Source organism: Micromonospora sp. WMMD961 (assembly GCF_029626145.1).
In the GTDB taxonomy this organism is placed as follows: Bacteria; Actinomycetota; Actinomycetes; order Mycobacteriales; family Micromonosporaceae; genus Micromonospora.
Genome location: NZ_JARUBJ010000002.1, coordinates 4,653,936 through 4,680,520, shown reverse-complemented (window position 1 = coordinate 4,680,520; position 26,585 = coordinate 4,653,936). Strand labels below are relative to the sequence as shown.

General features: G+C 71.9%; 22 protein-coding genes. 15 read left to right on the top strand and 7 right to left on the bottom strand.

Annotated features, from left to right (window positions below):
* Nucleotides 1–166: 166 nt before the first annotated feature.
* From O7614_RS21180 to O7614_RS21160, 5 genes are all read left to right on the top strand, one after another.
* Nucleotides 167–529 (top strand): hypothetical protein, encoded by a 363-nt coding sequence (locus tag O7614_RS21180; protein ID WP_278140220.1) that lies wholly within the window; start codon nt 167–169, stop codon nt 527–529.
* A 149-nt stretch (nt 530–678) separates the two neighbouring features.
* On the top strand, nt 679–1,053 hold the full coding sequence (locus O7614_RS21175; RefSeq protein WP_278140219.1) for a class IIb bacteriocin, lactobin A/cerein 7B family: 375 nt from the start codon (nt 679–681) through the stop codon (nt 1,051–1,053).
* Between the two features lie 26 nt (nt 1,054–1,079).
* The gene (locus O7614_RS21170; RefSeq protein WP_278140218.1) at nt 1,080–2,246 is read left to right on the top strand and encodes a YcaO-like family protein; all 1,167 of its coding nucleotides are present in this window, start codon (nt 1,080–1,082) and stop codon (nt 2,244–2,246) included.
* Nucleotides 2,239–3,636, top strand: coding sequence for a TfuA-like protein (locus tag O7614_RS21165; protein WP_278140217.1), 1,398 nt, complete (start codon nt 2,239–2,241; stop codon nt 3,634–3,636). The genes O7614_RS21170 and O7614_RS21165 overlap by 8 nt, the downstream gene beginning before the upstream one ends.
* Before the next feature lie 10 nt (nt 3,637–3,646).
* Nucleotides 3,647–5,773, top strand: a complete 2,127-nt coding sequence (locus tag O7614_RS21160) for a radical SAM protein (protein WP_278140216.1) — start codon at nt 3,647–3,649, stop codon at nt 5,771–5,773.
* 90 nt (nt 5,774–5,863) lie between these two features.
* On the opposite strand, the gene O7614_RS21155 is transcribed toward O7614_RS21160, so the two are convergent.
* The 4 genes from O7614_RS21155 to O7614_RS21140 all read right to left on the bottom strand — a co-directional run bounded on the left by O7614_RS21155 (nt 5,864) and on the right by O7614_RS21140 (nt 13,135).
* Nucleotides 5,864–7,705, bottom strand: a complete 1,842-nt coding sequence (locus O7614_RS21155) for a bifunctional UDP-sugar hydrolase/5'-nucleotidase (RefSeq protein ID WP_278140215.1) — start codon at nt 7,703–7,705, stop codon at nt 5,864–5,866.
* Between the two features lie 118 nt (nt 7,706–7,823).
* Nucleotides 7,824–10,547 carry a molybdopterin cofactor-binding domain-containing protein gene (locus O7614_RS21150; RefSeq protein WP_278140214.1) on the bottom strand — a complete coding sequence of 908 codons (2,724 nt, stop codon included), beginning with the start codon at nt 10,545–10,547 and terminating at the stop codon, nt 7,824–7,826.
* On the bottom strand, nt 10,544–11,365 hold the full coding sequence (locus tag O7614_RS21145; protein WP_278140213.1) for an FAD binding domain-containing protein: 822 nt from the start codon (nt 11,363–11,365) through the stop codon (nt 10,544–10,546). Before O7614_RS21145 ends, O7614_RS21150 begins: the two co-directional genes overlap by 4 nt.
* Nucleotides 11,366–11,524: 159 nt before the next feature.
* A complete protein-coding gene (locus O7614_RS21140) occupies nt 11,525–13,135 on the bottom strand; it encodes a helix-turn-helix domain-containing protein (protein ID WP_278140212.1) in 1,611 nt (536 codons plus the stop codon).
* 133 nt (nt 13,136–13,268) lie between these two features.
* On the opposite strand from O7614_RS21140, the gene uraD reads away from it, so the two are divergent.
* The 10 genes from uraD to O7614_RS21090 are packed head-to-tail and all read left to right on the top strand — an operon-like array spanning nt 13,269 to nt 23,132.
* A complete protein-coding gene (gene uraD, locus O7614_RS21135; protein WP_278140211.1) occupies nt 13,269–13,772 on the top strand; it encodes a 2-oxo-4-hydroxy-4-carboxy-5-ureidoimidazoline decarboxylase in 504 nt (167 codons plus the stop codon).
* A complete protein-coding gene (gene uraH / locus O7614_RS21130) occupies nt 13,769–14,095 on the top strand; it encodes a hydroxyisourate hydrolase (protein ID WP_278140210.1) in 327 nt (108 codons plus the stop codon). The genes uraD and uraH overlap by 4 nt, the downstream gene beginning before the upstream one ends.
* 13 nt (nt 14,096–14,108) lie before the next feature.
* Nucleotides 14,109–14,966, top strand: coding sequence for a factor-independent urate hydroxylase (pucL, locus tag O7614_RS21125; protein ID WP_278142319.1), 858 nt, complete (start codon nt 14,109–14,111; stop codon nt 14,964–14,966).
* Nucleotides 14,963–16,333, top strand: a complete 1,371-nt coding sequence (locus O7614_RS21120; RefSeq protein WP_278140209.1) for an 8-oxoguanine deaminase — start codon at nt 14,963–14,965, stop codon at nt 16,331–16,333. Before pucL ends, O7614_RS21120 begins: the two co-directional genes overlap by 4 nt.
* 34 nt (nt 16,334–16,367) lie before the next feature.
* Nucleotides 16,368–17,930 (top strand): malate synthase A, encoded by a 1,563-nt coding sequence (gene aceB / locus O7614_RS21115; protein WP_278140208.1) that lies wholly within the window; start codon nt 16,368–16,370, stop codon nt 17,928–17,930.
* The gene (locus tag O7614_RS21110) at nt 17,930–19,102 is read left to right on the top strand and encodes an aldolase/citrate lyase family protein (protein ID WP_278140207.1); all 1,173 of its coding nucleotides are present in this window, start codon (nt 17,930–17,932) and stop codon (nt 19,100–19,102) included. Before aceB ends, O7614_RS21110 begins: the two co-directional genes overlap by 1 nt.
* A complete protein-coding gene (gene allB, locus O7614_RS21105; RefSeq protein ID WP_278140206.1) occupies nt 19,099–20,415 on the top strand; it encodes an allantoinase AllB in 1,317 nt (438 codons plus the stop codon). Before O7614_RS21110 ends, allB begins: the two co-directional genes overlap by 4 nt.
* Entirely contained in the window at nt 20,412–21,410 is a 999-nt protein-coding gene (gene alc, locus O7614_RS21100; protein ID WP_278140205.1) for an allantoicase, read from the top strand. Before allB ends, alc begins: the two co-directional genes overlap by 4 nt.
* Nucleotides 21,407–21,997: a nucleotidyltransferase family protein gene (locus O7614_RS21095; protein ID WP_278140204.1), complete on the top strand. Its 591-nt coding sequence runs from the start codon at nt 21,407–21,409 to the stop codon at nt 21,995–21,997. Before alc ends, O7614_RS21095 begins: the two co-directional genes overlap by 4 nt.
* A complete protein-coding gene (locus O7614_RS21090; protein WP_278140203.1) occupies nt 21,990–23,132 on the top strand; it encodes an XdhC/CoxI family protein in 1,143 nt (380 codons plus the stop codon). Before O7614_RS21095 ends, O7614_RS21090 begins: the two co-directional genes overlap by 8 nt.
* Nucleotides 23,133–23,285: 153 nt before the next feature.
* Here O7614_RS21090 and O7614_RS21085 read toward each other — a convergent pair whose 3' ends face one another.
* From O7614_RS21085 to O7614_RS21075, 3 genes are all read right to left on the bottom strand, one after another.
* Nucleotides 23,286–24,197, bottom strand: a complete 912-nt coding sequence (locus tag O7614_RS21085) for a GNAT family N-acetyltransferase (protein ID WP_278140202.1) — start codon at nt 24,195–24,197, stop codon at nt 23,286–23,288.
* A gap of 191 nt (nt 24,198–24,388) precedes the next feature.
* Nucleotides 24,389–25,192 (bottom strand): SGNH/GDSL hydrolase family protein, encoded by an 804-nt coding sequence (locus tag O7614_RS21080; RefSeq protein ID WP_278140201.1) that lies wholly within the window; start codon nt 25,190–25,192, stop codon nt 24,389–24,391.
* Nucleotides 25,193–25,313: 121 nt separating this feature from the next.
* On the bottom strand, nt 25,314–26,561 hold the full coding sequence (locus tag O7614_RS21075) for an MFS transporter (protein ID WP_278140200.1): 1,248 nt from the start codon (nt 26,559–26,561) through the stop codon (nt 25,314–25,316).
* Nucleotides 26,562–26,585: the final 24 nt, after the last annotated feature.

The following is a 26,585-nucleotide window of genomic DNA, read 5'->3' as shown; positions in this document are numbered from 1 at the left end:
TGATTCCCAATTACCCGGCTTTCGCCGCAGGGCGGCCTATTCGCGGCCACATTCGATGAAATCCCCGCTCGCGGCGCAGACCGGATCTGCCGGTGGCCCACGATGAAGCGAAACCGGCGGCCCGGAAACCCCGCGCCGGCGGCCGATCATCGAAGGGAGCAGGGGCGTGACACCTGTCGATCGAGCGGTCTTCGTGGCCGCGTACAGCCGGTTGGTCGCCGAGGTCTGGGCCGACCCGGTCAAGGAGCAGGCACTCGACCGGGACCCGCGTGGGTTCCTCGCCGGCTACGGACTTGAGCTGCCCGAGGACGTGCAGGTCCGGGTGGTCCGGGACGTCGCCGACGCCGACCCCGACCTGGAGGTGCAGGTCGAGTCGTGGGAGTCGGCAGCCGCCACCGGCACCTTCGTGCTCTTCGTGCCGTCGCTGCTGCCGGTGGCCCAGGCGGAGCTGGCGGAGGACGAGCTGGACAGCGTCGTCGCCGGCCTGGACTCCAGCTGCGCCTGCTGCTGCCCGTGCTGCTGCACCTGACACCGATGTCTGCCGCCCGTTGGTCCATGCGGCAGATTCTGATGGCAGTAACACGAAATGCTTGATTGCCGAACCTCGATCTTCTTAGCGTTCTCCACACAGAAATCACCGCCCGACCCCCGCAGCGTTCCCCAGGAGAGGACCAAACGATGAGCAACGACGGACAGGAATTCGGCGCGAGGTTCGTGACCAAGTATTCGGAGCTGGTTACCGCGGTGTGGCGCAGCGACGAGGAACTGCAACGCCTCCTCGCCGACCCGACCGCGTACGCCACGGCGGCCGGCCTGCCGGTCGAGCCCGGTGCCCGCGTCGAGGTCGACCGCGCCCAGCCCGCCACGCTCTACACCAAGGAGCAGATCGTCGCCGACTGGGCCGGCACGCCCGGCCTGCACATCCTGCACGTGCCCGAGGTGCCGCTGGTCGACCTCAACGAGCTGACCGAGGCCGAGTTGGAGACGGTCGCCGGCGGCGTGGCCCCGATCGCCGACAACAACGTCAACATCATCGCTGTCCTCATCCTCTGAGTTCCCCACCACCGCCGGGAGCCTCGATGACTGACACGACCGAGACCATCGCCTTCCGATCCGGCACCTACCGGACGGCCAGCGTGGAGCAGACCTGGGAACGGGTCGGTGGGATGCTCGACCGGTTCCGGATCACCCGGGTCGCCGACATCACCCGCCTCGACGAGATCGGCCTTCCGGTGCACGTCGCCTACCGGCCGGTCGGCGCCACCATGGCGGTGAGCGTCGGCACCGGTGCCACGGCGACGCAGTCCCGGGTCAGCGCGGTGATGGAGAGCATCGAGTCCTGGCACGCCGAGAACCTCCGGCCGGGGACCGTCGTCCGGTCCCCGGCCGCGGCGCTCGACCTGCCGTACGACGTGCGGTGGCTGCACCTGGCCGAGCGGTCGCCCCTGACCCCTGCCGTCGACCTCGACTGGGTGGCCGGTCGTGGGCTGGTGACCGGTGCGCAGTGCCTGGTGCCGCGTGCCACCATCGAACTCGACTTCACCATCCGCAGGGGCTGGGACCGCGCGCTGTTCACCCCGAGCAGCAACGGGCTGGCCACCGGCAACACCTTCGCCGAGGCCAGCCTGCACGCCCTGTTGGAGGTCGTCGAACGCGACTGCATCGCCCCGTACTGCACCTCCCCGTTGGCCGAGCGCACCTACGCCGACCCGGGCACCGCCACCAACGCGATGACCCGGACGGTGTACGACGCGCTGCTGCAGGCCGGCTGCTGGGTGGAGGTCTGCGACATCACCAACGCGATCGGCGTGCCCTGCTACGCCGCCTCGATCTGGTCTCCGGACCTGCCGGTCACCTTCGGCGGCTTCGGCTGCCACGTGGACCCGCAGATCGCCGTCGGTCGGGCCATGTCGGAGGCCGCCCAGTCACGGCTGGTCATGGTCTCCGGAGCCCGCGACGACATCGACGCCACCGCGTACCACGACGTCGGCGCGCCGCCGGTGCCGCCCCCGACCGTCGACCGGCCCGTCCGACCGGTCCGCCGGGACCTCCCGCCCGCCGGAGACGTGACCGAGGTGCTGCGTGAGCTGGCGTCCCGCGTGCAGCGGATCACCGGCGTCGAGCCGTTCAGCGTCGACCTGACGCACGACGACATCGGCATCGCGGTGAGCAAGGTGTTCGCCCCCGGCCTGCGGATGTTCGACGAGCGGGCCCTGAGTACCCGACCGGGAGTGCCCCGTGACTGACGTCGTCTTCATCGGTCCGAGCCTGCCGATCGACGAGGTCGGCCGGTTGCTGCCCGACGCGGTGGTGCTGCCGCCCATCGCGCACGGTGACCTGCTCCGCCTGGACGTCGTCGCCGGCGACCGGGTCCTCGTCGTCGACGGGTTCTTCCTGCAACACCCGCCGGTTCGCCACCGGGAGATCCTCGACCTGCTCGACCGTGGGGTGACCGTGGCCGGTGCCGCCAGCATGGGCGCGTTGCGCGCCGCGGAGTTGTGGCCGTTCGGGATGCGGGGCGTGGGTGAGGTCTTCCAGCTCTACCGCGACGGCGTCGTGACCGGCGACGACGAGGTGGCGGTGGTGCACGGACCCGCCGAGGAGGGGCACCGCACGTTGAGTGAGCCGCTGGTGAACATCCGGGTCCAGCTGCGCCGCGCCGTCGCCGGCGGAGTGCTGAGCGACGCCGAGGCCGTGCTGCTGCTGGACGCCGCTCGGGACCTGCCCTTCCGGCGGCGGTCCTACCGGGCGTTGGAGCGCACCGTGCCACCCGAGCTGGCTGCCGTGGTGGACCGGTTCGTGACCTGGCACCGGCGCGACCCCTGGGACGCCAAGAGCGCCGACGCGCGCCTGCTGCTGTCGATGGCGGCGGACGACGCCCCCGAGCTGTGTCCCGCGCACCCCGGTGATCAATCGATCGACAACCTGCACACCCGCTTTCTCGACAGTTGGCGGTCCCGGTTCGCGGGGGAGTCGACCGGTGGGCACTGGGTCAGCGACCGGGAGGCCGCCGCGGTGCTGATGCTGCTGCACCCCGAGGAGCCGGCCTGGCACCGACGGGGGGTACTGGCCGGGCTGGCCGGTGTCGACATCGCCGACCCGGCCGCCGAGGAGCGCGCCTACGAGGTGGCCCGCGGCCGAGGACTGGGCAGCGTACTGCCGAGCGGGCACGACTGGCTCACCGACCGGGAGCGGAGCCTCGACGACCGCGAGGCGGTGCTGCGGGTGTTGGTGCGGGCGTTCGGCACCACGCCGCACCGCAGCCTGGCGCTGTGGATGGTCGCGGCGCCGCTGCGCACCCCGGCGCTGCTCGCCGCGGCACGGCAGGTGGCGGCCACCGCCGCGTCGCTGAACGAAACCCTCGTCCCGCGTACGACCGGGCACCGTCGCCCGGGTGGTCGGCTGCACTTCCGGACCGAGGTCGTCGACGCGTGCTTCGCCGCGCTGTGGGGCTGCGACACCGACGGGCTCGAAGCGGCGGCATGGGACCGGGGTTTCGTCGACCTGATGGCGTTCCGGTACGCCGCCGAACCACTGGTCGCGTACGTCAAGGCGTTCGGCGCTGGGCGGCTGCCGGACGTGGCGCAGCCCGCGCCGGAGGACACCCTGGCCGGTTCAGCGGCCCGGGTCGGCTGAGGAGGAATCGATGAGCGGCACCGTCAAGGCGGCACTGATCTACCCTCCGTTGACCGATCCCACCTCGGGATACCACTCCCTGAACTACCTCGACTCGTACGCCCGGGCGCAGGGGCACCGACCGGCGGAGATCATCGACGCCAACATCGAGGCGTTCCACCACTCGTACACGCCGGCCGCGTACGAGTGGCTGCAGCGGGAGTTGTCCCGGCTCTCGGTCGACGACCTCAGCGGCCCGGACGCGCTGATGGCCCGGGCGAACCTGCTCAACCTGCCCGAACCCGATCCGGAACGGTTGCGCCGGTCGATCGGGGTGTTGCAGGATCCCACCCTGTTCTACGACTACCGGCACTACCAGGACGCCGTAGAGGGCGTCATCTCCTGGATGGACACGCTCGGCGCGGTCGGTTTCCCCGGGCAGTTCCACGCCGGCTTCCGGCTGCACCCGCCGCCGATGATCTCGATCGGCTCGGTGGCCGCGCTGACCGACGAGACGCTGCTCGGGCGGCTCAACCGGCCCTTCCAGCCGTACTACGAGGACGTGCTGATTCCGCGACTCGCCGCCGGCGGTAACCAGGTGATCGGGATCAGTGCCACCTACCAGTGGCAACTGCCGTTCGCGCTCTGGATCGCCCGACTCGTCCGCAGAGCGTGCCCGGACGTCTTCCTCATCGCCGGCGGCACCGAGATCTCCGACGTCTGGAAGTGCGCCAGCAAACCGGAGTACGTCTTCCAGGTGCTGGCGGACTTCGACGCGATAGTGGTCGGCGAGGGGGAGAGCGCGTACACGGAGATCCTGGACGCGGTGGCGACCGGCACCCTGCCGGCCGGGCACCCCAACGTCCGCCTGCACCCGAAGTACGGCCGCCAGCGTCAGCTGCCCCTGCGCTACGAACGCCTGGCGCAGGTGCCGGTCCCGGACTTCTCCGGCCTGCCCTGGGATCTCTACCTCAGCCCGGAGAGGTTCGTCTACTACTCGCCGACCCGGGGTTGCTACTGGAACAAGTGCACGTTCTGCGACTACGGCCTGAACACCGACGGACCCACCAGCCCGTGGCGGCAGGACACCGTGGACACGATGATCGCGGACGTCACCGAACTGTCGAAGTTCGCCAAGTTCATCTACTTCTCGGTGGACGTGCTCGCTCCCGCGACCATCCTGCGCTTCGCCGAGCGGGCCGTCGAGCAGGGTCTGGACTTCCGCTGGGGCGCCGAGATCCGGTTGGAGAAGTACTGGTCCGACGAGCGGTGCGAGCTGTTGCGCCGCAGCGGCTGCGTGGCCATCTCGGTCGGCTTCGAGTCCGGGAACCAGCGCATCCTCGACCTGATCGACAAGGGCACCAAGCCGGAGCAGGTACGCCGCACCATGACCGCGATGACCAAGGCCAACATCGGCGTACAGATGATGGGCTTCACCGGTTTTCCCACCGAGACCCGCGAGGAGGCGCTGGACAGCATCACGTTCCTGCGCGACAACCCGGATCTGTGGACCCTCGGCGGGCTCGGCGACTTCATGCTGACCCCGGGCGCGATCGTCGCCAAGGAGCCGGAGCGGTTCGGCATCACCAACGTGCGACCGGTGGAGGGCTCGGACATCGTCCGGATGCTGCAGTACGACGAGCCGGTGACCGAGGCGGCGCAGGCCGAGATCGCCCAGGCCAAGGCCGACCTCAACCCCGGGCACTTCCACCGCCCGTGGCTGGGCAGCACCGACACCCCGCACACGTTCTTCTACCACGACCGCTACGGCACGGCGGTGCGCGGCGTGCTCGCCCATGACCGGGTCCGGCACGACACCGACGACCAGACCCAGTTCCTCGCCAACGGCACTTTCGTGGACCGCGACGACGAGCAGGTCTGGGAGGCGTACCGGCGGATCCGTTCCGACGAGCAGGACGGCTCGCCCGGCGAGCTGCCGGCGGACCGGCACCTGTTCCGCCGGGCCGACGGCCTGGTGTTCGCGCTCAACCGCAGCAGCCGACTGTTCCTGGATCTCTTCACCGCGCCGCTCACCCTCGCCGACGCGCAGCGGCGACTCTGGATCGTCGAACCGACTGTCGCCGACCGGGTCTGGCGGACCTTCATCGGTCAGCGGTTGATCCGCCGCCACCAGCTCCCGAGCGAGGCGACGCGGTGACCCTGCCGCCGGGCGGTCCACTGATCTCGCCGATCGTCTTCTCCGGGAGCCTTCCGCGGCTCCCGGAGAAGACAGGTGATCAGCTCCCCATCACTCGGCGCTGAGGCGGATCCGTCGACGCCGGGCCACGAGAAGCGCCACGACGCCCGCCAGCAGCAGGACGATGCCGGCGCCCACGATCGTGAGTACGTTCGCGCCGGTGATCGGCAGGCCGGGGCCGCCGCCGGCCCCGCCGCCGTTGCCGGGGCTGGCGCTCGGGCTGCCGGTCGGGCCGCCACCGGCGACCGGGGCACCCGGCTGACCGACGGTGTACGCCCGTTCCACGGTGTCGGCGGTGACCGGCGACTTCGCCCCGAAGTAGTCGACCAGCACGGTGAGGTCGTTGTCGCCGGTGGCGAACTGGTCGTCGCCGTCGGCGAGGGCAGCGAAGTTGTCCCCACCGGCGGCGAGGAACGAGTTGACCGTCACCCGGTAGGTGCCGTTCGGGTCGATGACCGTGCCGTTGAGGAAGATGCGGTCGGCGATGACCCGGTTACCGGTGGATCCGTTCGGGTCGTAGACGTAGCTGAAGCCCTTCGAGACGCCCAGGTGCAGGAAGGGACGCGACGCGCCCGCTGGTTGCCACTGCTGCTCCAGCGCCGCCTTGATCTCCTTGCCGGTGTACGACTTGGTGATCACGTCGTTGGCGAACGGCTGGACGGTGGCGGCGTCGGCGAAGGTGACGGTGCCGTCCGGGCCCTTGACGAAGTCGGCGCGCAGGCCACCCGGGTTCATCAGGGCGATCTGCGCCCCGCCCCGGTTGGCGGCCTTGGTGGCCTCCAACTGGACGTCCGCGATGAAGTTGCCGAGGGTCGACTCGTTGCCGCGGTCCTCTTCCCCTTCGGCGGTGACGGCGCGCGTGATGTCGGCGGTGATCTCGCCGATCTTGACCTTGCCCTGGACGTCGGCCTCGGCCTTGGCTTCGGCCACGAGCTGCGCGACCTCCGGGTCCGCCGGATAGCCCTTGATCGGCAGGATGGCCCCCTCGGCGGCGGTCACCGTGCCGTCGGTGATGGTCAGCTTGATCTGGTCCAGGGCGTCACCATACCGGCCGGTCTGCAGCACCGGCCGCTTGTGCCCCAGCTTGGGGACGTCGTACGCGCAGTTGTACGGGACATGGGTGTGCCCCGAGATGATCACGTTGATGTCGGCGCTGGCGCCGGTCACGATCTTGCCGAACGGGGTCTTCGGGTCCGCCACGCTGGCGCACGCGGTGGCGTCCGTGCCGCTCGCCTCGGACCCCTCGTGCACCAGGAGCACGATGGCGTCCACATCAGCGTCGGCCTTCAGCTTCGCCGCGACGCGGTTCGCCTCCGTGGTCGGATCCTTGAACTCCAACCCCCGGATTCCGGCCGGTGAGACCAGGGACGGCGTCTCGACGGTAACCGCCCCGACGACGCCGATCCGGACGCCGCCGACGGTCAGCACCGCGGATTCCTCCAGCCGGCCGGGAGCCGGCTCGGCACCCCGGTAGACGTTGGCCGCGAGGTGCGGGAAGCCGGCGCGGGGGATGACCCGGTCGTTGAGGTCGTCGAAGCCGCGGTCGAGTTCGTGGTTGCCGATGCTCGACGCGTCGACGCCGATCGTCTTGAGGAAGTCGATCGTGGGCTCGTCCTTCTGCACCAGCGAGATGAACGGGGACGCGCCGATGCTGTCGCCAGCGGACAGAAGCAGAGTGTTGGCGTTGGCCGCGCGCAACTGCTTGATCATGCCGGCCATCTGGGCCGCGCCACCGACCCCCGCGGTGGGGGCCTCCAGGCGGCCGTGGAAGTCGTTGAATCCGAGGATCTGCACCTCGGTCTCCGCGGCGTGCGCCGGACTCGGCGCGACGCCGAGTACGACAAGTGTGGCGGCGGCCGTGGCCAGGACCGCGCGGACAGGTAGGGAACGCAACTGACACTCCTCATTCGAACTGTTGGCGGATGCGCTGCTCCGGTACTCCTCACGAGCGAGCGCCCTAGATCAAATCAGTCGCCGTGAATGGCGAGTAACGTACCTGGTTTCGCCGTGCTCAGATACTCCGGCGCTGCTCGTCGAGTGCGAGCCAGACCCGGTCGGCGGTGAGGGGCAGATCGGTGAAGCGGATGCCGGTGGCGTCCCGCAGCGCGTTCGCCAGCGCGGGGGCGACGGGGTTGAAGGGGCTCTCGCTCATCGACTTCGCGCCGAGCGGCCCGACGGTGTCGCTGGTCCGCGCGAAGTGGATCTCGGTACGCGGGATGTCGGCGAAGGTCGGCAGGTGGTAGTCGCGAAACGCGGCGGTGGTGACCGCTCCGCTGGCGTCGACGCGTACCTCCTCGTGCAGGGCGGCACCGATCGCCTGCGCGACGCCGCCCTCGACCTGGCCCCGGCACTGCATCGGGTTGACGACCGTGCCGGCGTCGGCGGCGTGCACGCTGCGCATGATGCGGACCTCGCCTGTCTCCGGGTCGACCGCGACGCGGAACCAGTGCGTGTTGAACGCCACCGACCGTGGCGTGCCCGCGCACCGACCGTCGGCGACCACTGGCTGGTTGGCCGCTCGGGCGAGTTCCCACAGCTCCCGTAGGGGCAGCCGCACACCGGCGCAGTCGACCGCGTCGGGGCCGAGCCGGCACCGCGCGACGGGTACGCCGCTGTGCGCGGACGCGAGGGTGCGCAACCGTTCGCCGAGCGCCGCGCTGGCCCGCCGTACAGCAGTGCCCGCGACGATCGTGCCGGTGGAGGCGAACGCCCCGGTGTCGTGGCCGACCAGGTCGGTGTCGGACTGGCGGATGCCGACCCGCTCGGGTGTGGTGCCGAGCGTCGCGGCGGCGAGCTGCTGATGCACGGTGGTGCTGCCGTTGCCGAACTCCGCGCTGCCGACGGCCACCTCGTAGCGTCCGTCCGGGAGCAGGGTGACGCGGGCGTCCGCGTGGTGCCCGCCGGGCGGTGCCGTGGCGATCATCGACACCGCCATGCCGTGTCCGGTGAGCCAGCCCGGCGGGGCGGGCGGCCCCGGCTCCCGCTGCGCCGCGGCGACGACGTCCAGGCACTGGTCCAGCCCGTAGCTGCCGATGGTCAGGTCCTCGTCGGGGCCGGCCGGAGCCACCAGTGCCTCGCCGGGCCGTACGACGTTGCGGGCGCGGAAGCTGACCGGGTCGAGGTCGAGGCGGCGGGCCAGTTCGTCGAGGGCCGATTCGACGGCGAAGCTGACCTGACCGAGGCCGTAGCCGCGGAACGCGCCGGCGGGGACCGTGTTGGTGTAGACCGCGTAACCGTCCACCCGCTTGTTCGGGCACCGGTACACCGACAGTGACTCGTGGCAGCCGTGGAACAGCACACCGGGCCCGTGGTTGCCGTACGCGCCGGTGTTGGAGACGACCCGCAACCGGAGGCCGGTGAGGGTGCCGTCGCGGCGCGCGCCCGCCGTCACCCGGACGGTGAAAGGGTGGCGGGTGGTGGTGGCGGTGAACTGCTCCGCACGGGTGTGTTCGAGCTTCACCGGTCGGCCGGTCCGCAGTGTGGCGAGGACGACGAGATCCTCCACGAGCATCTCCTGCTTGCCGCCGAAGCCACCACCGACGCGACCGGCGATCACCCGTACCCGGTTGGCGGGCAGGTCGAACAGTCGACACAGCGCGCGGCGGGTCAGGAACGGGGTCTGGGTGCTGGAGCGGACGACAACGCGCCCGTCGTCGTCGACGTAGGCCAGCGCTCCGTGCGTCTCCAGACTGGCGTGCTGCACCCGCTGGGTGCGGAACGTCTGCTCGTAGACGACGTCGGCCCCGGCCAGTCCGGCGGCGACATCGCCGACCTCGGCGTGGATTTCGGCCACCACGTTGTCGCCCGAGCGGGCGATGCCGGCCTCGGGACCCTTGTCGGCGTGCAGGGCCGGCGCACCCGGCGACATGGCCTCCTCCGGTTCGGTGACCGTCGGCAGCACCTGGTAGCGGACCACGACGCGCTGACAACCCTCCTCTGCGGCGGCCTCCGTGTCGGCGACGACGGCCGCGACCCGTTGGCCCACGTGGCGCACCACGTCGTCGAGGAGGCGCGTGTCGGCCGGGTCGTCGCCGGTCTGCTCGTGCTGGGCGGTGGAGTAGAGCCGGTCGGGGACGTCCGCGTGGGTGAGCACCGCGTGCACGCCCGGCAGGGCGAGGGCGGCGCTGGCGTCGATGGACAGGATCCGTGCGTGCGGATGGGGTGAGCGCAGCACCTTCAGGTGCAGCAGGCCGGGCACGTCCACGTCGAAGGTGTACCGGGCGGTGCCGGTGACCACGTCCGGTCCGGCCGGTGCCGGGACGTTCACCCCCAGCGTCGCGCCCGAGCCGGCCGCTTCGACGTGGCGGACGCCCTGGATCGCGTCCTCGACGGCGCGGTAGCCGGTGCAGCGGCAGAGGTTGCCCTTCAGGGCCTGTGGCAACGAGTGACGCTGGTCCTCGTCCAACGCCACGGCCGTCATGATGAACCCGGCGGTGCAGAAGCCGCACTGGAAGCCCTGCGCGTCCAGGAAACGCTGCTGCACCGGATGCAGTCCCGCCCGGCTGGCGAGACCACCGATCGTGGTCACCCGACGTCCCGACGCCCGGACCGCCGGGAACACGCAACTGTGTACGGGCTGCCCGTCGACGTGTACCGTGCAGGCACCGCAGTCGCCCGCGTCGCAGCCCTTCTTCACCCCGAACCGGCCTCGCTCGCGCAGGTACGTGCGCAGGCACTGACCGGGCCGCGGCGCTGTCGGGCAGGCCTCCCCGTCGACCACGATGGGTCCGGTCATCGCGTGCTCCCTCCGGCGAGTTCGGTGCGGATCTGCTCGGCGAACAGCAGGGTGAGCTGTCGTCGCCAGACCGGCAGGCCGTGCACGTCGTCGACGTACAGGTCGTCGGGGATACCGTCCGTGACGGACTCCCGTAGCGTCCCGGCCGACGGCACGGCGTCGAAGCGCAGCTGCACCGGCCGTACCGTCGACGCGGTCACGGTCAGCACGAACGACCCGTCGGCCGGATCGGTGCGGCCGACCAGCAGCGCGGCCGAGCGACCCAGGGGAGACAACGATCCCTTGCGGAACGCGGTCCGGCAGCGCAGCGTGGCGGCGGGCAGGGTCATCGACCGCAGAAACTCACCGGGTACGAGAGCGGTCGTGCCCACGCCCGTGACGAACTCGGCGACCGGAAGCTCGCGCCGGCCGCCACCGGCTGCGATGACCAGGCAGGTTCCGTCCAGTGCCGCACCGAGCGAGATCATCGGACCGGCCGGCAGGGCCGTACAGACGTTCCCACCCACGGTTGCCGTGTTCCAGATCTTGAAGGAGGCCAGGAACGCCTCGCAGCATCCTCGGATCAGCTCCCGCTGTGCGGTCCGGGGCGACGCCGCGCAGCGCGCCAACTCGGCGATCGTGCAGGTCGCGGCGATGTCCAGACCGCGCGGTGTGCGGGTCAGCGCGGGCCAGCCCGCGCCCGCCAGGTCGCGGAGCCGACGCAGGTGCCGGTGCGGTTGCGAGAACAGGTACGTGCCACCGGCCAGCCATGCGTCCCCCGGCTGCCACGGACCCGCGGTCGCGGCCGGCACCACCGCCCGCACCGTGTTCAGATCCACCGCCCACACCCCGTCCTGCGAACCCGGGTCGGTTCACCTGCCAGCCATCCCAGCAGTGCGCGACGTTCCGGCCCATTGGCTCAGGACACGAACGCCGGCGTTCCGGCGAAGCCGGATGTTGGGGGTTCGCACAGCCTCGCCGGTGACCCGGTTCCGGAATCAGTGGCGCTGCAGTTCCAGGGCGAGGTACAGGTCGACGCGGTCGTCGAAGCGGTGCAGCTTGCGGCCGGTGAGCTGTTCGATGCGTTGGATGCGGTACCGCAACGTGTTGACGTGGACGTGCAGCGCCTTCGCCGTGCGGGTCCACGACCCGTCGCAGTGCAGGAACATGTCGAGGGTGTGCACGAGGCGGGCGTCGTGCGACCGGTCGTACTCGGTGAGGGGGTGCAGCAGTCTCCGGTGGAAGGCCCGCCGGGCCTCGACCGGCACGCTGGCCAGCAGCAGCGCGTGGGAGGACAACTCCCCGCTGGAGACCACCTCGACCTGATCGTCCCCGGTCAGGGCGTACCAGTAGGCGTGGCGTGCCTCCTCGACGGCTCTGCCCAACGCCGCGACCTGGTGCGCCGGGGCACTGAGCCCGGTGACGAACCGTTCGCCCCGCAGCCCGGGAGTCAGCGCCCGCGTCGATTGGCGGATCCGCTCGACGATGTCGGGTGGACCGACTCCGGTGGTAGCGGTGTCGCCGTCGGCCGGGCCGGCTTCGTGGGTCGCGGCGTCGCCGTCGGGCCGGGGGTCGACGGGGATCACCGCGTGCACCTCGGCACCGACGGCCGCGATGGCGGCCGCCGGCGCCAGCGGGCGGACGAGCTCCTCGACGACGGTGAGCGCCAGCTCGTCGGGCGGACCGGCGGTGGTCCCGGCGGTGAGGACGACGAAGGTGGCGTCCGGGTCGAGGCGGCACGCCTTGAGACGGGCCGCGATCTCCGCGGGTGCGGTACCGCTGACGAGCGGCTCCAGCAGGAGCGCGGCGAGGCGCCGCTCCACCCGGAGCTGCCGGTCGAGGTGCGCACGTTCGAGGGTGAGCAGGGTGAGCAGACCGTCGACGGCCTGCCGGCGGTCGGAGTTCCAGGTCGTCGCGTCGCCCGAACACGCGAACAACCAGGCGCCGAGACGCCGACCGGGATGGGCGCCGGCGGCGAAGAGCGTGTACCGCCGGTTGCGCGCCACCCCGAGGACGTGTGGCAACTGGGGCGCGGTCAGGAACGTACGCGCCAGGCGGGCGCGCAGGTCGTCGGCGATCGGGGAGGTGCCCGCGACAAGCCGACCGGTCGGCGACAGGACCCAGCACGAGATGTCGGCGGCGGCCGACGGCAGCAGGTCAGCGAGGTGCGCGTCCTCGGTCAGGGCGGCGATCAGGCCGCGGTGCCGGTGGACGATCGCCGCCAGACCGTTGGCCTTCTCGGCCCGCAGGGCCGCGCCGATGGCATCGCTGATGGCGGTGAAGGACACTTCGACGGGCACCTCGAACACGGGGACGTCGTGACGGGAGCACGCCTCGACGACATCGACCGGAACGCCTCCGAACGCGGCCGCGCCGGCTCCCACCGCGCTCACGCCCGCCCGCGCGACGGCCGTCGCGAACACCTCGGAATCCTTCGGGGTACGACGCCACATGAGACCGGTGAGCACCACCTCGCCGCCGGAGAGGTAGCGGCTCGGATCGAGCAGGTCGGTGGTGAAGAACTGCTGGATGACGCGCCCACCCTGGCTGTGTCCGCTGAGCATCGTCAGCTTGAGATCGGCCTGGCCAAGGAGGTCGTTGAGACGCATCGACAACTCCTTGCCTTGGAGGAAGCTCCAGAGACCGTAGGGCGGTAATGTTTCAAGTTCGGTTCGCCCGCCCAATGCTCGCCGGCCCAGGGCGCTGCTTGACTACCGCCACCCCAGGGTGGAGGGAGGTCCGGTGGATCAGCGGCTGACATGGTTCAACGCACTGCCGGCGACCGACGCCGAGCGGGCACTGTCGGCCTGCTGCGCGTCGCCGTCCTGGGCGCGGGCCGTTGCCGCCTTCCGTCCCTACGCCGACCAACAGGCGCTTCTGCGCACCGCTTCGGACCAGCTCGCCGGGTTGCCCTGGCCCGATGTCGCCCAGGCACTGGCGGCGCATCCCCGGATCGGGCAGCGGGCCGACGGTGCCGAACGCGACGCGGTCTGGTCCCGGCGTGAGCAGGCACGCGTCGTCGACAGCGACGAGGCGGTCCGGAGCGCCCTGCGCGAGGTCAACCACGCCTACGAGGACCGGTTCGGGCACCTTTTCCTGATCTTCGCGAACGGGCGGTCGTCCGAGGAGATCCTCGCCGCCGCCAGGTCCCGGCTCGGCAATGACAGCGCGACCGAACGGGAGGTGGTCCGGGCGGAGCTGACCCGGATCACGGTACTGCGACTGACCAGGCTGCTGACCGAGTGAGCCTCTCCACGCACGTCCTCGACACCGCCCGTGGTGAACCGGCCCACGGAGTGCTGGTCCGCCTGCACCGCTGGGCCGGCGACAGGTGGATCGACGTGGCCACGGGGCGTACCGACACCGACGGGAGGCTGCGCGACTGGGTGCCGACGCGGTGTTGGGCCAGGGGGACGTACCGGCTCTGCTTCGACACCGCCGGCTATCTCGGTCTCGGGGCGTTCTTCCCCGAGGTGTCGGTGGTGTTCGTGGTCACCGACGCCTGGCGTCACCTGCACGTACCCCTGCTGCTCAGCCCGTACGGCTATTCGACCTATCGAGGGAGTTGACCCGTTGGAGGTTGTGCTCGGTTCCCACCAGTACGGAAAGGCCGAGGTGCGGTTGGTGCACGTCGTCCGACACGGCGAACGGCATCACCTGACCGACCTCACCGTCGGCGTCGCGCTCGCCGGCGATCTGGCCGACACCCACCAGACCGGCGACAACACCCGGGTCCTGCCGACCGACAGCCAGAAGAACACGGTGTACGCGTTCGCCCGCCGCCACGGCGTCGGCGAGATCGAGGAGTTCGGGCTGCGCCTCGCCCGGCACTTCGTCGAGTCCCAACCCGCCATCACCAGGGCGACCGTCACCATCGACCAGCACTCCTGGGGCCGCCTGGGTGTGCACTCGTTCGCCCGCTCCGGTGCGGAGACGCGGACGGCGGCGGTCACGGTCGACGGGTCGGACGCCATCGTCGTCTCCGGGCTGACCGGAATGGTGCTGATGAACACGACGGCCTCGGAGTTCTTGGGTTTCGTCCGGGACGAGTACACGACCCTCCCGGACGCGCACGACCGGATCCTGGCCACGGCGGTGGACGCCCGCTGGCGACACGCGACGGGCGCAAGCGACGACTGGGCGGCTTCGTTCGCCGAGGCGCGCCGTCACCTCGTCGAAGCCTTCGTCGGCACGTACAGCCTGTCGCTGCAACAGACCCTGTTCGCGATGGGCCGACGGGTCCTCGAACACCGCCCGGAGATCACCGAGGTGCGGATGTCGCTACCCAACAAGCACCACTTCCTCGTCGACCTCGCACCGTTCGGACTCGACAATCCCAACCAGGTCTTCCACGCCCCCGACCGCCCGTACGGGCTGATCGAGGGCGCGGTGCGCCGCGACGACGCGCCACCGTGGGCCGAGTCGTGGTGGGACTCGTGACCACCCCGCCGGCGGAGCGCATCCTGCTGGAGGGCTGCGCGATCGCGACTGTCGACGCCGACGGCTGCGAGTACGAGCAGGGCCACATCCTGATCGCCGACGGCCGGATCGCCGCCGTCGGCGCCGGCTCGGCGGCCCCGCTGGACGACGCCGGGCCGGTCCGTCGGGTCGACGCCACCGGCTGCCTCGCCACGCCAGGTCTGGTCAACACCCACCATCACCTCTACCAGTGGGTGACCCGCGGCCTCGCGCAGCAGGCCGACCTGTTCGGTTGGCTCACCGAGTTGTACCCGAGGTGGGCGCGGATCGACGAGGAGCACGTCTCGGCGGCCGTCGGCGCCGGGCTGGCCTGGCTCGCGCTCTCCGGCTGCACCACGACCACCGACCACCACTACGTGTTCCCGCCCGGCACCGGTGACCTGTTCGCCGCCGAGGTGGCCGAGGCGGGCCGGGTCGGCCTGCGCTTCCATCCCGTCCGCGGCTCGATGGACCTCGGCGCGTCCGCCGGCGGCCTCCCTCCGGACCACCTCGTGGAGGACACCGACGCCGCGCTCGCCGCGACCGCCGAGGCGATCGACCGCTTCTCGGACCCGTCACCGGACGCGATGGTCCGGGTCGCCGTGGGTCCCTGCTCCCCGTTCTCCGCGAGTGAGCAGCTGATGCGCGAGGCCGCGGCGCTGGCGCGGACCACCGGGGTGCGGCTGCACACCCACCTGGCCGAGACGGTCGACGAGGAGGCCTACTGCCGGGCCGCGCACGGCTGCGCTCCCGCTGAGTACGCCGAGCGGCTCGGCTGGCTCGGTGACGACGTCTGGCTCGCCCACGGCGTCCACCTGGATGCCGACGCCATCAAGCGGATGGCCGAAACCGGCACCGGTCTCGCGCACTGTCCCAGTTCCAACGCCCGCCTGGGCGCCGGAATCGCCCCCGTGCGGAACCTGCTCGACGCCGGCGTGCCAGTCGGTCTCGGTGTCGACGGCGCAGCCTCCCAGGAGGCCGGGCAACTCGTCGCGGAGCTGCGCCAGGCCCTGTTGGTGGCCCGGTTGCGGGGTGGTCCGACCGCGCTGACCGCACGCGAGGCGCTCACCCTCGCCACCCGTGGAGGCGCCCGCTGCCTCGGCCGCGAGAACGACCTGGGTTCCATCGAGAAGGGCAAGCTCGCCGACATCGCGTTGTGGCGCGTCGACGGGCTCGGCCACGCCGACATCGCCGACCCGGTCGCCGCCCTGGTCTTCGGCGCACCGCCGCCGGTGGAGCTGCTCCTCGTCGGCGGGAGAACGGTCGTCGAGCAGGGTCGGCTGGCCACAGTGGACGAGCGGAGCCTGCTGGTGCGGGCCCGGCGCGCAGCGGACCTGTTGCGGACCTGAACCCCGGACGGCGACAGCGAGGACAGGAGTGGATGTGCAGACGACTACCGAGCGGGAAATTCTCTGCCCCGAGGCGTGGGAGTTCGTCAGCGACCTGCAACGGCGCTTCGGCGCCCGCCGGCTGGAACTGCTCGCCCGTCGGGGGTGGCGGCGCGCGGAGATCGCCCGCACCGGCCGGCTCGGCTTCCTCCCCGAGACGACGCACATCCGCGAGTCCGCGTGGACGGTGCCCCCACCACCGCCCGGCCTCGCCGACCGGCGGGTGGAGATCACCGGACCCACCGACCGCAAGATGGCCATCAACGCCCTCAATTCCACGGCGAAGGTCTGGCTCGCCGACCTGGAGGACGCCAACACGCCGCACTGGGCGAACGTGGTGACCGGCCAGGTCAACCTGTACGACGCCACCCGTGGCTCGCTCCGCTACGACGCACCGGACGGGCGGCGCTACGCGCTGCGCACCGACCGGCCGCTCGCCACCGTCGTCGTCCGCCCCCGGGGCTGGCACCTCGACGAGCGCCACCTGCCGGTCGACGGGGCACCAGCCGCCGGCGGCCTGGTCGACTTCGGACTGCACGTCTTCCACAACGCCCGCGAGTTGCTCGCGCGCGGCGTCGGCCCGTACTACTACCTGCCGAAGCTGGAGAGCCACCAGGAGGCGCGGCTCTGGCACGACGTCTTCGCGTACGCCGAGGACGTGCTCGACATCCCGCGCGGCGCGATCCGCGCGACAGTGCTGATCGAGACCATCACGGCGGCGTTCGAGATGGACGAGATCCTGCACGCGTTGGGACCGCACGCGGCCGGCCTCAACGCGGGTCGATGGGACTACCTGTTCTCGATCATCAAGAACTTCCGCGAGCGGGCCGTCCTGCCCGACCGCGCGGCGATCACGATGACCGCGCCGTTCCTGCGGGCGTACACCGATCTGCTCGTCGCCACCTGTCACCGCCGTGGCGCCGTGGCGATCGGCGGCATGTCGGCGTTCATACCCGGTGGCGACCCCGCGCAGAACGAGCTCGCCCTGGCGCGGGTACGCGCGGACAAGGAACGCGAGGCGAACGACGGCTTCGACGGCTCGTGGGTGGCCCACCCCAAGCTGGTGGGGGTCTGTCAGGAGGTCTTCGACGGTGTTCTCGGTGAGCGGGACAACCAGCTGGATCGCACGCGCGACGACGTGCGCGTGCACGCCGACCAGCTGCTCGACTTCACTGTCCACGGCGGCGGGGTCACCTCGACCGGTTTGCGGACCAACGTCTCGGTCGCGCTGCGGTACCTGGAGGCGTGGCTGCGCGGCGTCGGCGCCGTCGCCATCAACAACCTGATGGAGGACGCGGCCACCGCCGAGATCTCGCGTGCCCAGGTCTGGCAGTGGGTGCACCAGAAGGTCGCGCTCGTCGACACCGGTGAGCCGGTCTCCCCGGAGTTGGTCCGACGCGTCGTGGACGACGAGTTGACCGCGATCCGGCACACCGCCGGCGCGGACGCCTACGCGGACGGACGGTGGCCGGACGCCCGAGCCCTCTTCGAGCGGGGCGCACTCGACGACGACTTCGTCGATTTCCTCACCGTACCCGCCTACGAATTGATCGACTGATGGGCCGCCGACTGGACACCCGGACCATCGCCGAGCTGGATCGCCGGCTCGCGCCCGTCGACGACGCGTTGCGCCGGCACTACCCGGGCGCGGTCCCCGGCCGGCAACCGGTGCACACCGTGTACGTGCCGGCGGACCGGTTCACCCCGGACCTGTGCCGACGGTGGGGCGACGAGGCGCTCGCCGCGCTCGACACCTATCCGCCCCCGCCGTTCGCCGCGGAGCTGCGCGACCGGGTGGTGGTGAAGCTGTCCCGCGAGCCCGTCGAGGACCTCCGGCTGGACTTCGAGGACGGCTACGGCGTACGCGATGACGAGGAGGAGGACGAGACGGCGCGCGCCGCCGCGACGGGGCTGCGGAACGGGCCGGTCCCCGCGTTCGTCGGGCTGCGTTGCAAGAGCCTGGACCGGGACACCCGGGACCGGGCCGTTCGTACCCTCGACGTGTTCCTCGACGCGCTCGGTCCACCCCCACCCGGCTTCGTCGTCACCCTGCCGAAGGTCCGGGCCGTGGAGCAGGTCGCGGCCATGGTCCTGCTGTGCGAGGAGTTGGAGGCCGCGTACACGCTGCCGGCCGTGAGCCTGCGCTTCGAGCTGCAGATCGAGACTCCCGAGGCGGTGCTGGGCGCCGACGGCACGGCCACCGTTGCCCGCATGATCACCGCTGCCGAGGGGCGCTGTGTCGGGCTGCACTACGGCACCTACGACTACAGCGCCGCGTGCGGCATCGCTGCCGCCCAGCAGTCGCTCGACCATCCCGTCGCCGACCACGCCAAGGCCGTGATGCAGGTGGCGGCGGCCGGCACCGGCGTACGCCTCTGCGACGGCTCGACGAACGTGCTGCCGGTCGGCGACCCGGTCGCCGTGCACGCGGCGTGGCGGCTGCACACGAGGCTGGTCCGGCGCTCCCTCGACCGCGGCTTCTACCAGGGCTGGGACCTGCACCCCGCGCAGTTGCCCACCCGGTTCGCGGCCACCTACGCGTTCTTCCGCGAGGGTCTGACCGGCACCGTGGACCGACTCCGCGCCTACCTGGCCCGCCGCGCCGGGGGAGTGCTCGAGGAACCGGCGACCGCCCACGCGCTCGCGCTGTTCCTCCGGCGTGGCCTGGACTGCGGCGCGCTCGACCCGGACGAGGTGAGCGTCGACCGCACCACCCTGGAGGAGCTGTGAACTACGACCTGGTCCTGCGCTCGTCGCGCGTGGTCACCCCGCAGGGGGAACGGCCGGCGACGGTCTGCATCGCCGGCGGTCGCATCGAGGCGGTGACCGACCACGACGCGGTGCCCGACGGCCCGCTCACCGACCTCGGCGACCTGCCCCTGTTGCCCGGCATCGTCGACACGCACGTGCACGTGAACGAGCCGGGACGTACCGAATGGGAGGGGTTCTCCTCCGCCACCCGCGCCGCCATCGCCGGAGGCGTGACGACCATCGTCGACATGCCGCTCAACTCGATCCCGCCGACGGTGTCGGTGCCGGCGCTGGAGGCGAAACGTCGCGCCGCCGACGGCGCGGTCCACGCCGACGTCGGGTTCTGGGGTGGTGCCGTACCCGGCAACGCCGCCGACCTTCCGGCGCTGCACCAGGCCGGTGTCCTCGGCTTCAAGTGCTTCCTCGTCGACTCCGGTGTGCCGGAGTTCCCGCCACTGGAACCGACGGCGTTCGACAACGCCCTCGGCGCGGTCGACGCCCTGTTCGTCGTGCACGCCGAGAGTCCCGACCGGATCAGCGCCGCGCCACCGTCGCGCCGGTACGCCGACTTCGTGGCGTCCCGGCCACCGGACGCCGAGACGGCGGCCATCGCCCAGGTGCTGGACACCGCCCGGCGCGTCGGGGCACGGGTCCACATCCTGCACCTGTCGTCCGCGGACTCCCTGCCGCTGATCGCCGCCGCGAGGTCGGCGGGCGTCACGGTCACCGCCGAGACCTGCCCGCACTACCTCTGCCTGACCGCTGAGGAGGTGCCGGACGGCGCCACCGAGTACAAGTGCTGCCCACCGATCCGGGACCGGGCGAATCAGGACCGGCTCTGGGCGGGCCTCGCCGCCGGGGTCGTCGACTGCGTCGTCTCCGACCACTCACCCAGCACGTCGGCGCTGAAGAGACCGCCCAGCGGTGACTTCGCGGCCGCCTGGGGAGGCATCGCCTCGCTGCAGATCGGCCTACCGGCGGTCTGGACCGACGCGCGGCGGCGCGGGTACCGGCTCGCGGACGTCGCCCGGTGGATGGCGCAGCGGCCCGCCGAGATCGCCGGGCTGGTCGCCAAGGGACGCATCGCCGTCGGCTTCGACGCCGACCTGGTCGCCTTCGCGCCGGACGAGCCGTTCGCGGTCGAGCCGAGCGCGCTGCGACACCGCCATCCCGTCACCCCGTACGCCGGCCGGACCCTGCACGGCGTGGTGCGATCCGTCTGGCTGCGCGGCCGACACGTGTCGCCGGACGACCCACCACACGGGCGTCTGATCTCCCGGAGCGGCCGATGACCACCCCGAGCCCGCTGCCCGATCTCGCCTCCCGGGCGCTGTCCGGCGCGGTCGTGCACGCGAGCGACGAGTTCTTCGCGCCGAGTGACCACCTGGTCGACCCGAACCCGCCGACGTTCACCCCGCACACCTTCGGTGCGAAGGGGCAGGTCTACGAGGGTTGGGAGACCCGGCGGCGGCGAACCCCCGGGCACGACCACGCCATCGTGCGACTCGGCGTCCCCGGGATAGTCCACACGGTGGTCGTCGACACGAGCCACTTCACCGGCAACTATCCGCCGTACGCGGCGGTGGACGGCTGCCGGCTGGACGGGCACCCGTCGCCGGGGGAGGTGGCCGAGGCGACCTGGACACCGCTGGTGCCCCGGTCGGCGCTCGCCGGCGACAGCCGAAACGTCTTTCCCGTCGAGCCGGGCCACCGCCTCACCCACGTCCGACTGTCGATCTTTCCGGACGGCGGTGTGGCGCGGCTGCGGGTGCACGGCGAGGCCATCCCCGACCCGCGGTTCCTCAGCGGCGGCCTGGTCGACCTCGCGGCCCTGGAGCACGGCGGCCTCGTCGTGGGCTGCAGCAACATGTTCTACGGCACCCCGAACAACCTGATCGCCCCGGGCCGGGCGCGCACGATGGGGGAGGGTTGGGAGACCGCCCGCCGCCGCGACGACGGCAACGACTGGGTGCTGCTCCGGCTGGCCGCCCCCGGTGTCGTCCACCTCGTCGAGCTGGACACCAGCCATTTCAAGGGCAACGCGCCCGGGGCGGCCGCGCTGCGCGGCTGCGCGACCGATCCCGACGACCCGGACGGCTGGTTCGATCTGCTGCCGGTGACCCGGCTGCAACCCGACACCCGGCACCGGTTCCTGGTCGCGGAGGCACGCCCGGCGACCTGGGTGCGGCTCGACGCGTACCCGGACGGTGGGATGGCCCGGCTGCGCCTGCTCGGTGAGATCACCCCGGCGGGCCTGGACATCCTGTACCGGCGGTGGTCCACGTGACCGCCGGCGTCGGGGGAGTCCTGCTGGCTGCCGGTGCCGGTCGGCGCTACGGGCTGCCCAAGGCGCTCGCGGTCACGCACGGCCGGCTCTTCCTGGAGATCGCCCTCGCCGCGCTGACCGACGGCGGTTGTGATCCGATCGTGGTCGTCCTGGGTGCCGCGGCCGACCGGATTCGTATCCTCGCCGACCTCGGCGGCGCGACAGTGGTGGTCAACCGGGACTGGCCGACCGGGATGGGGTCGTCCCTGCGGGTCGGGCTGCACACGCTCCGGCCGACAGGCGTCGACGCCGCCGTGATCCAGCTTGTCGACACCCCCGGCGTCACCGCGGCGGCCGTCGCCCGCCTGGCGGCCCACGCCGGCGAGCGGACCATCGCCACCGCCACCTACCAGGGCAGGCAGGGCCACCCGGTGCTGCTCGGCCGGGCCCACTGGCCGGGCGTGACCAGGATGGCGGCGGGTGACACCGGCGCCCGCCCGTACCTCGTGTCCCGCGCGCGGACGCTGCTCGCCGTGCCCTGCGACGACCTGGGCGACGGCGTCGACGTGGACCGGCCCGCCGGCCCCTCGGGCGGCCCCGATGCGTGACGTGCTGGACGAGGCCGAGCGGTGGTGGCGGGCCGGGCAGCCGACCGGGCTGGCCACCGTCGTCGCCACGTGGCACTCCGCGCCGCTGGCACCCGGCACCACGATGCTCGTCGCGCCCGACGGCACGGTGACCGGCAACGTCTCCGGCGGCTGCGTCGACAGCGCGGTGTACGAGCTGGCCCGCGAGGTCATCGACACCGGCCGGCCCGCCCTGCACCGGTACGGGGTCAGTGGCGAGGAGGCGTTCGCGGTCGGTCTGACCTGTGGCGGCACCATCGACGTGTACGTCGAGCGGGTCGACCCGGACACCTTCCCGGCCCTGCCCGAGGTGGCCGAGGCGATCCGCTCCGGCACGCCGGTGGGGTTGGCGACCTGCGTGGACGTCGCAGGCGACGCCCCGGTGGCCCGACTCGGCCGACGGCTCGTCCTCCTGCCGGACCGGACCATCGGCACGCTGGGCGGGGTGGACCTGACGGCGGTCGTCGCCGACGACGCGCGGGACCTGCTCCGGGCCGGCCGCACGGCCACCGTACGCGTGGGCCGCGACGGCCAGCGCCACCAGGGCGAGCTGACCTTCCTGGTCGCCAGCGTGGTGCCACCTCCCCGCATGATCATCTTCGGGGCGACCGACTTCGGGAAGGCGCTGGCCCGGATGGGCTCGTTCCTCGGCTACCGGACGACCATCGTGGACGCCCGTGGCGTCTTCGCGACCAGGCGGCGCTTTCCGGACGCGGACGAGGTCGTCGTCGACTGGCCGCACCGCTACCTCGGTGCGGAGGTCGACGCCGGACGGGTCGACGAACGGACCGTCCTCTGCGTCCTCACCCACGACCCCCGCTTCGACGTCCCGCTGCTGGAACTGGCGCTGCGCCTGCCGGTCGCCTACGTCGGCGCGCTGGGCTCCCGGCGTACCCACGAGGAACGGGTCGCACGGCTCTCCGCCGCCGGGGTCACCGGTGCCGAACTCGGCCGGCTGACCGCGCCGACCGGACTGGACCTGGGCGCCCGCACACCGCAGGAGACAGCGGTCAGCATCGCCGCCGAGCTGGTGGCGCTACGCTCGGGCGGCACCTGTCGGCCGCTGCACACGCTGCGCGGCCCGATCCACCACAGCGTCGCGGTGCCGCAGGGGTGAACCGGACGTAGGTCCGTGCGAGCGGTGTCGACGGTGACAGGTGACGGCCGGCGCTCGCGGCGTTCCGGTCGGGAGTCGCCGAGGTGCGTCGCTACCGCTACCGCTGCCGCTGCCGCTGCCGCTGGTGACGGTGGGACGGCATGGCCGGCGCTGTCAGCGCACGATGGCGAGGTTGGCCATGTCGACGACGGATCGGTAGCCGAGGGCAGCGTAGATCTTGTTCGACGTCGGGTTGGCCTGGTCGGTGTACAGGCAGACCCGCGCGCCCTCGGCCAGGATTCGCCGGGAGACCTCGGCGACCGCGTTGCTGGCCCAACCACGCCCGCGCTGGCTCGGCGGTGTGTACACCGGGCCCACGCGTGCCACCCCGAACGACGGTGGGTTGGCGCCGGTGAGGTGCACCGGCTGCCCGGTCTCGTCGACCCAGAACCACATCCGTCCGGCCCGGAGCCGGCGCAGCATCTCCACAGGCTCGGGCACCTCGTGCGCGCTGGTGCCGCGCGGTCGACCCGCCTGTTCGTCGGCGTCGCCCATAAACGCGGTGAACCACTGTGTGACCAGCTCCAGGTCGTCCTCGGTAGCGACCACCAAGTGACCCGGCGCGGGTGGTGGGCAGGTCAGCTCGCCAAGCTCGTGCAGCCGGGTGTGCTGGGTGACCTCGACCCGACCGCCGCCGAGGCGGGTCAGCTCGGCGGCGAACAGGCCAACGGCGGGCAGTGCCCCGTTGACGGCGCCCACCTCCTCCCCGCGCTCGTGCAGCGCGTGGGCCAGCGCGACGGCCGCCTCGTCGGGCATGGGCAGCAGAAAAGGGGGATAGGGGGCGTAGGGCGCCGTGCGCATTCCGGCGCCGACCACGGCGCCGGAATCGTCGACGACCACCAACCACCAGTTGCGGTCGGGCTGCGAGATCCCCTCCGCCTGCTGCGACGACAGCCGGTGCGCGATGGTGGTGACGACCGTGCAGCCGACCGGATCGGCGCGCAGGTAGTCATCCGCTGCGGCCAGGAACTCGCCGGGATCGCTGCAGAACCGCAGTCGCAGCCCGGCCATCGGGAGAGTGCTCATCCGCGTACGGTAGCCAGCCCGGTGCCACCTCGACACCGCAAATCGCAGGATCGCGGCGTGCGTTCGGCGGTCCATGGTGGATTCAGGAAGGACGCGTTCCGTGGCCACTGAGCCGCACGCGGCGTACGACGGCGTGGGGCGCCGAGGGACGACGCTCCACGCCGACGGTCAGTGCCGTGGTGCCCCGGACGTCAGCCGGCGACGGATCGGAAGACGGGGTAGTAACCGCTGGTCTGACCGGCCGCGGTCGGGTGGTAGGAGACACCGATGTTGGTGATGTTCAAAGCGTGCAGCCACTTCTCGCCGTAGCTGCACAGTTGGTGTCCGACGAACTGGGAGCGGACGTCGGCGAAGGTGAAGCCGGCGGCCTGCGCGGTGCTCCGGATGATGTCGTCCACCAGGTTGATGCCCTCGTTGATCTTCGCGCGGGAGGTGGCGCTGAGCCCGAGGCACGTCGTGCCCAGTTGGTAGAAAACGGGATACCCGACGACGACCACCCGGGCCGATGGGGCCCGGGTGCGGATTCCGTTGTAGACGGTGTTCAACAGATTGGCGAGGTCGGCGCGGGCCTTGTTCTCGGCGGCCTGGACGGCGTTCACGCACTCGGTGGTCCCGTAGAGCACGCAGGTGGTCATGATGGTGGCGAACCCGACGTCGTTGCCGCCGACCGTGACGCTGACCAGGGTCGTGGTGGCGCTGAGCGCGCTGAGTTGGGTGTTGACCACGCTCGTGGTGGTGGCCCCCGAGCAGGCAACCGAGCGGTACGACGCGGGTCGGATGTTGGTGTTGTACAGCGCCGGGTAGGCATTGGTGCTGCGCTGGCAGGAACCGCTTTCGGCGGTATAGCTGCCGGCTCCGACCCCGGAGGAGTAGGAGTCGCCGAGGGCGACGTAGTGGTCGGCGGGGGCAGCCTCGGCGGGCGCTGCCAGGGTGAGGGTGGTGGCCAGGGCCGTGGCCAGGCTCAGGGCGAGGGTTGCCAGACGGGATTTCCGCACGTCGCGCTCCGATGGGGGTAGGAGGTTCGGTGTGGAATAGATAACACTAGATATCGCCGGCGAATAACCCCTAGTCAGGACCCCTCAACCGCGGCGCGACGTGGCGGATTCAGCCGAACGGTCAGGCCGGTTGCCCGGCGGCCGTGGGGCTGGTGGGCAGCCCGGCCTTGGTCGGCGCAGGCCCGGCGGGCCCCGGTCGGGACGGGCCCGAGCCCCTGGCTCGCCGCGCGTCGACGGCGAGCAGCGTGAGGGCGACGAGCGTCAACAACCCGCCGACGAGCGCCAGTGGGCGTGCCCCCGAGGGGGACAGGAGCGCACCCCCGAGCAGGGAACCGCCGCAGATGCCGGCGTTGAACGCGGTGCTGACGCCGGCCGACGCGATGTCGGTGCTACCGGGAGCCAGGTGCAGCATCCGGTTCTGCACCCCGGAGCCGAACGCCGCGTAACCGAGCCCGACTCCGGCGAGGAGGGCGACCGCGCCGGGTCGGAGCCCGCCGATTGCGTACAGGCCGAACAGCGAGGCGGTGCCGATGCTCAGCGGCGTCAGCAGGGAGACGATCGGCCAGCGGTCCAGAGTTCGCGCCGCAGCCAGGGTGCCGACGACGCCGGCGGCACCGGAGACGAACAGCAGCGGCGCCAGCATCGCGTCGGCGAAGCGACTCACGTCGAGCAGGAACGGTGTGACGTACGTCTGCAGGGTCATGAAGCCGCCGATGCCGAGCGCGGTCGCGACCAGCAACAGGATGAAGCGTCGCCCGTCCGGTGCCGTGCCCCGCGCGGCGCCGCCGGCCGCCGGGGGATAGGAGGGCAGGAGGACGACCACCGCGACGGCGGTCGCCAGCCCCACCCCGGCCAGCGCCGCGAACGCCACCCGCCACCCGGCCTGCTGCCCGAGCCAGGTCCCGAGGGGTACGCCGAGCACCGGGGCGAGCGTCGCCCCGGCGGCGAACAGCGCCACCACCCGGCCGCGCACCGCGACGGGAAAGTGCCCGGTCACCGTCGCCGTGGCGACGGACCAGAACAGCGCCTGCGCGAGGGCGGTCACGAGTCGGGAGCCGGCGAGCACGGCGTACGTCGGCGCGAGAGCGGCGGTGGCGTTCCCGGCGGCGAACAGGAGCATGGTGACGCCGAGCAGGTGACGCCGGGGGATCCGCTGGGTCAGCCGGGCCAACGGTATCGAGGCCAGCACGACCACGATGGCGTACCCGCTGACCAGGAGACCCACCTGCGAGCGGGACCGGTCGAGATCGGGGGCGATGCGCGTCAACAGGCCGACGGGCAGTAGCTCGGTGGTGATGAACGCGAACGCGCCGAGCGAGAGCGCGACGAGCACGGCTCTGGCCCGGCGGGCCGACACCTGCGGCGTCATGGACACCCCCCGTTCCTGGTCACC

Coding starts and splice junctions, on each gene's coding strand:
- O7614_RS21175 (WP_278140219.1), top strand. CDS start 679: ATGAGCAACGACGGACAGGAATTCGGCGCGAGGTTCGTGACCAAGTAT.
- O7614_RS21170 (WP_278140218.1), top strand. CDS start 1,080: ATGACTGACACGACCGAGACCATCGCCTTCCGATCCGGCACCTACCGG.
- O7614_RS21160 (WP_278140216.1), top strand. CDS start 3,647: ATGAGCGGCACCGTCAAGGCGGCACTGATCTACCCTCCGTTGACCGAT.
- O7614_RS21150 (WP_278140214.1), bottom strand. CDS start 10,547: ATGACCGGACCCATCGTGGTCGACGGGGAGGCCTGCCCGACAGCGCCG.
- O7614_RS21140 (WP_278140212.1), bottom strand. CDS start 13,135: ATGCGTCTCAACGACCTCCTTGGCCAGGCCGATCTCAAGCTGACGATG.
- O7614_RS21110 (WP_278140207.1), top strand. CDS start 17,930: ATGGGCCGCCGACTGGACACCCGGACCATCGCCGAGCTGGATCGCCGG.
- alc (WP_278140205.1), top strand. CDS start 20,412: ATGACCACCCCGAGCCCGCTGCCCGATCTCGCCTCCCGGGCGCTGTCC.
- O7614_RS21090 (WP_278140203.1), top strand. CDS start 21,990: ATGCGTGACGTGCTGGACGAGGCCGAGCGGTGGTGGCGGGCCGGGCAG.
- O7614_RS21085 (WP_278140202.1), bottom strand. CDS start 24,197: ATGAGCACTCTCCCGATGGCCGGGCTGCGACTGCGGTTCTGCAGCGAT.
- O7614_RS21075 (WP_278140200.1), bottom strand. CDS start 26,561: ATGACGCCGCAGGTGTCGGCCCGCCGGGCCAGAGCCGTGCTCGTCGCG.